6 protein-coding genes are annotated in these 4,333 nt (G+C 69.9%); all 6 read left to right on the top strand.

Features of this window, described 5'->3' with window-relative positions:
- A partial coding sequence (locus tag ACWTSU_RS04615) for a hypothetical protein (RefSeq protein ID WP_455138705.1) occupies nt 1–159 on the top strand: 159 nt, incomplete at its 5' end.
- Complete coding sequence (locus tag ACWTSU_RS04610) at nt 156–1,175, top strand: tRNA dihydrouridine synthase (protein ID WP_455138704.1); 1,020 nt, start codon at nt 156–158, stop codon at nt 1,173–1,175. The genes ACWTSU_RS04615 and ACWTSU_RS04610, both read left to right, overlap by 4 nt.
- Before the next feature lie 412 nt (nt 1,176–1,587).
- Nucleotides 1,588–2,415: a helix-turn-helix transcriptional regulator gene (locus ACWTSU_RS04605; RefSeq protein ID WP_455138703.1), complete on the top strand. Its 828-nt coding sequence runs from the start codon at nt 1,588–1,590 to the stop codon at nt 2,413–2,415.
- A gap of 29 nt (nt 2,416–2,444) precedes the next feature.
- On the top strand, nt 2,445–2,603 hold the full coding sequence (locus ACWTSU_RS04600; RefSeq protein ID WP_455138702.1) for a hypothetical protein: 159 nt from the start codon (nt 2,445–2,447) through the stop codon (nt 2,601–2,603).
- 218 nt (nt 2,604–2,821) lie between these two features.
- Nucleotides 2,822–3,532 carry a hypothetical protein gene (locus tag ACWTSU_RS04595; RefSeq protein WP_455138701.1) on the top strand — a complete coding sequence of 237 codons (711 nt, stop codon included), beginning with the start codon at nt 2,822–2,824 and terminating at the stop codon, nt 3,530–3,532.
- 318 nt (nt 3,533–3,850) lie between these two features.
- Nucleotides 3,851–4,333, top strand: a 483-nt coding sequence (locus tag ACWTSU_RS04590; protein WP_455138700.1) for an MATE family efflux transporter, incomplete at its 3' end; no start/stop codon positions are given.

Genomic DNA, 4,333 nt, shown 5'->3' with positions numbered 1-4,333 from the left:
CGCAAGGACGTGCTCGCCAAGTGCTACGGCGGCGACATCTCGCGCAAGCGCAAGCTGCTCGAGAAGCAGAAGGAGGGCAAGAAGCGCATGAAGCAGATCGGCACCGTCGAGGTGCCGCAGGAGGCCTTCCTCGCCGTCCTCAAGGTGGACGACCAGTGACCGCAGCAGAGGTCCTCGCGGCGTACGCTCCTGCGGCCGGCCTCGCAACGCGTCTGGAGCCGTTTGCGGCGGGACAAGGGGCTTCTCGCCCGCTCGCTGAGTCTCTGGCGGGCCGTCTGCTCATGGCGCCGATGGCCGGCGTCTCGGACGCGGCGTACCGCCTCATGGCGCGCGCCGGCGGGGCGGCGCTGGCCTACTCCGAGATGGTGTCGGTCGCGGGGCTGCACTACGGCGAGAAGAGCTGGGAGCTCGTGGACCCCGACCCCGCCGAGCCCGACCTCGCGGTACAGCTCTTCGGCAGCCGCCCCGAGCAGTTCCGGGAGGCGGCCGAGCGGGTGGCCGCGCGCCTCGGCGAGCGGCTCGTGCTTCTCGACGTCAACATGGCCTGTCCGGTGCCCAAGGTCACGCGCAAGGGCGAGGGCTCGGCGCTGCTCGAGGACCCCGAGCTCGCCGCGCGGATCGTGCGAGCGTGCCGGGAGGGCGCGCCGGGCGTCGACGTGACGGTGAAGATCCGACGCGGCCGCTACATGGGCCAGGTGGTGGCCCCCGAGTTCGCGCGGGCGATGGAGGCGGCCGGTGCCGCGGCGGTGGCCGTGCACGGGCGCTTCGCCACGCAGATGTACCACGGAGAGGCCGACTGGGGCGCGGTCGCGCGCGTGGTCGAGGCCGTTGACGTCCCGGTCATCGCCTCCGGCGACGTGATGTCACACGAGGACGCGCTGCGCGCGATGGACGAGACGGGCGCCACGGCGGTGATGGTGGCGCGCGGGACCTACGGCAACCCGTGGGTCTTCTCGGGCCACGAGGCGTCGGCCGCCGAGAAGGTCGCGGCCTTCGAGTGCCACGTGCGGCTGCTCGAGGCCACGGGCGCCCACCTCAAGCGCGCGCGCAGCCTCGCCGGCTGGTACTTCAAGGGCATGCCCGACGCCGCGCGCTGGCGCAATGCCGCCATGAGCTGCGAGACGGCCGACGAGTTTCTCGCCGTCGCCGCTGAGGTGCGCGCGCACGTCTGCTGAGCTTTTCTCTTGCCCGACGCGGCCGATGCGTGACAGGAGCGTCCGCCGTGCCCTTCTCGCCCCATGCGGCTGATGCGTGACGAGAAAGTCGAGTTACGCATGGCGAGAAGGACGCGCAACTCGAGAAAAGCATCCATTTGGACAAAAACCTCGAGTCACGCGTCCCATTTGCCCGCCGTGAGCACGCGTAACTCAGTCTTTCTGGAAAATGCGAGTTGCGCGTGCCGCTGTCACGGGGCCGCGCGCCTACACTGGGGATGAGTTGAGCGGCGCGCGCCGCCGATGGCTGGATGCGTGCGGCCATCCCAAAAGGGCCAGCTCAGACAGGTTGTAAACCACCTTATACGGCGCGTCTCCCGCCTCTGGGATACGGTTGGGCCGCAGAGGAGGACGCGAGGGTGCGGAGGCGCGCGTGGACATCGGCAACCAGATCAGGGAGAGGCGCCAGGCGCTCGGGCTCTCGCAGGAGGAGCTCGCCCAGAGGCTCTATGTGAGCCGCGTGACCGTCTCCCACTGGGAGACCGACAAGACGCTGCCCGACGTCCAGAGCATGCTGCTCCTCGCAAACCTCTTCGGCACCACGATCGACGAGCTGGTGAGAGGGGACGTGGACGAGATGCGCGAGATGGTGGAGAAGGGCGAGAGGCGGACGAAGGCGTATGCCATTGCGCTGGGGGCGGTGGAGGTCACCGTCATCGCCGTGCTCGCCATCATGGCGACGGTGGGGCGCGACTATCTGGAGCCGGTGCTGCGCCTGCTGCTCGCGGTGCTCGTGCTGGCCTCCTCGCTCGTGGCGCTCGCGGCGCGGAAGGACGCGGGCGTCGAGGGCGCGTCGGCAAGGAGCGTGGCGGAGCTTCTGGGCGCCGCGACGGGCGCGCCGGCCGAGGCGTCGCAGGAGAGCGCCGCGGCTCACGCGATGCGCCTCGTGCTTCAGGTGTTTGCGGGACTCGTCGCGGGCATCGGCGTGCTCGTGGCGGGAGGGCTGCTGCTCGACCGGCGCGCGTTCGTCGGCCTCGCGGTCGTGGTGGGTGCGGCCGCCGCGTTTGCCGTGGCGCATGCCCTGGGTCGCCACGCACGGCCGACGTGGACCGCGGCGATCCTGCCGACGCTCTGGGTGGGCGCCGCCGTTGCCCTCGCCGCCACGACGGGCGTCCTCGCCGTCCCCCAGACCTGGTTCGCCATCGTTGGGGGTGCGGTGACGCTGCTCATCTTCTGGGTTGACGGCAGGCGCCGTGACTAGGCGTGCGCGCCGAGTTGGAGGACCTGCCCTTGGCCAGCCGCGAGAAGTTCGAGGGGCTCAAGCGCGGGCTCTTGGAGGAGAACGAGCGTCGCTACGGCGCTGAGGTGCGAGGCCGCTACGGCGATGCCGTGCCCGACGCGAGCAACCGGAAGATGCTGCACATGAGCGAGTACGAGTACGAGACCTGACCGGCTCTGTAGGGAGGATTCCGGTGCCCAGCCCTTGTGCCAATGCCTATGCTCCAAGAAGGCGACGCGCGCACTCGTCCGGTACAATAGAAAAATGTCCCCAAACGGGAGGTTCCGGTGACGACGACCCTCTAAATCCGAGAGACGACCGCAGAACAAGGACGCGGATTCCCGGGCCATGCGCCCGCGGCTCCGTGCGTCCAAAATCGGAGAAGAGGATGTTCACCATGAACCGCATCGAATCAGGGCGCGCGAGCCGCGCCCAGGGCAGCGCCATCTCAGTCCAGCACGGCGCCAATGCAGAGGCTTTCACGTTCGCCCGGGCCAAGGCCGCCGCGCTGCGCGTCATGACCGCGGAGGGGCTCCGGGGGATTGTCTTTCTTGAGGGAGGGCTCGTCCCCTGGGTCGCGTCGGGGCGCGACTCCGGCAGGCTCCACGGCGACGTCGACCTCTCCGCGCGCCTGGGCGACATGCCCGCCGTCAGGGAGTGGCTCGTGGGCGAGGGGCTGTACGAGCGCTCGCTCGACTCCATCGACCTCGCCTGCAACGTGGCCCGCACCGACTTCGGCGCGCACGCCGTGGTCGACGGCGTGCCTGTCAGCTTCTGCCCCTTCCTCTTCAACGGGGGCGTCCTGATCCAGCGCAATGCGGCGACCGAGCGCACCGAGGGCTTCGGCGCCCTCTTCGAGGCGCGGATTCCCGGCATTGCCGAGGGGGACTTCGTCGAGATGCGCGAGATACGCGGGATGGGCGCCGTCGGGTTCTCGACCCTTGAGGTCTGCCGCGCGGCTAAGGCGGAGAGCGGCAGGGAGAAGGACGTCCACGACGTGGCGGAGATAGACCGGGTGGGCTGCGACGCGGCGAGGCTCGCGCGTGTGGAGGCCGCCTTTGAGAACATGTCTGTAGCCTGCCTTGCGTTTGACGAGTAGGAGGCGGGGAAGTCGGATGACGACGCGATCGATCGGCGTGGGGTTTACTCTGTTGCCCGCAAAATCCCGAGAGAGTAGAATGCACGCGTATCCTACTGAGGGAGGGAATTTCCCTTGTACCTCGAGATCGGCGAGTTCCAGATTGGAGCCGCTCCCCGTGATGCTTGGCAGGAAGTCGCGAGGAGCTGACGGTACAACCTGCGCACGCTGACGACCGGCCTCCGCCGGCACTATCTTCGTGCGCGCACGGTTCGAGCCCAGGGGCCGCGGCTTCTCTGCCGCGGCCCTTTTCGTCTCGATCGTGCAAAGGAACACCCAATGAAGGAAATAGACTTCCTGGGCGGCTGGCCTGCCGCCAACCTCGCGCGCTTCGCGCTGCCGGCGCTCGGCGCCAACCTGCTGCAATCCGCCGACCAGGTCGTGGACATGCTCGTCGTGGGGGCGTTCGTCGGGGAGCGGGGGCTCGCCGCGCTCGCCAACGCCACGATGGTCGGCTTCGTGGCCAACTCGCTCTCGCTCGGGCTCGCCGTTGGTGCCACGGTGCTCGTCTCGCGCCGCCTCGGGGCGGGCGAGAAGGACGGCGCCGCCCGTGCGGAGGGGGCGGCGCTCCTCGCAGCAATCGCGCTCTCGGCCGCCGTCGCACTGCCCTGCGCGCTTCTCGCCGGCCCGCTCTACGGCGCGCTCGGCGTGCCGGCCGACGCCCTCGCGGACGCCGCGGCCTACACGCGGGTCTGGGCCGCCGGCCTGCCTGGCGTCTTCCTGCTCTCCGCCGCCGGCGCCGTCATGCGTGCCCGCGGCGAC

The sequence above is a fragment of the Thermophilibacter sp. genome, from assembly GCF_966187215.1.
This window is presented reverse-complemented; position numbering and strand designations above follow the sequence as displayed.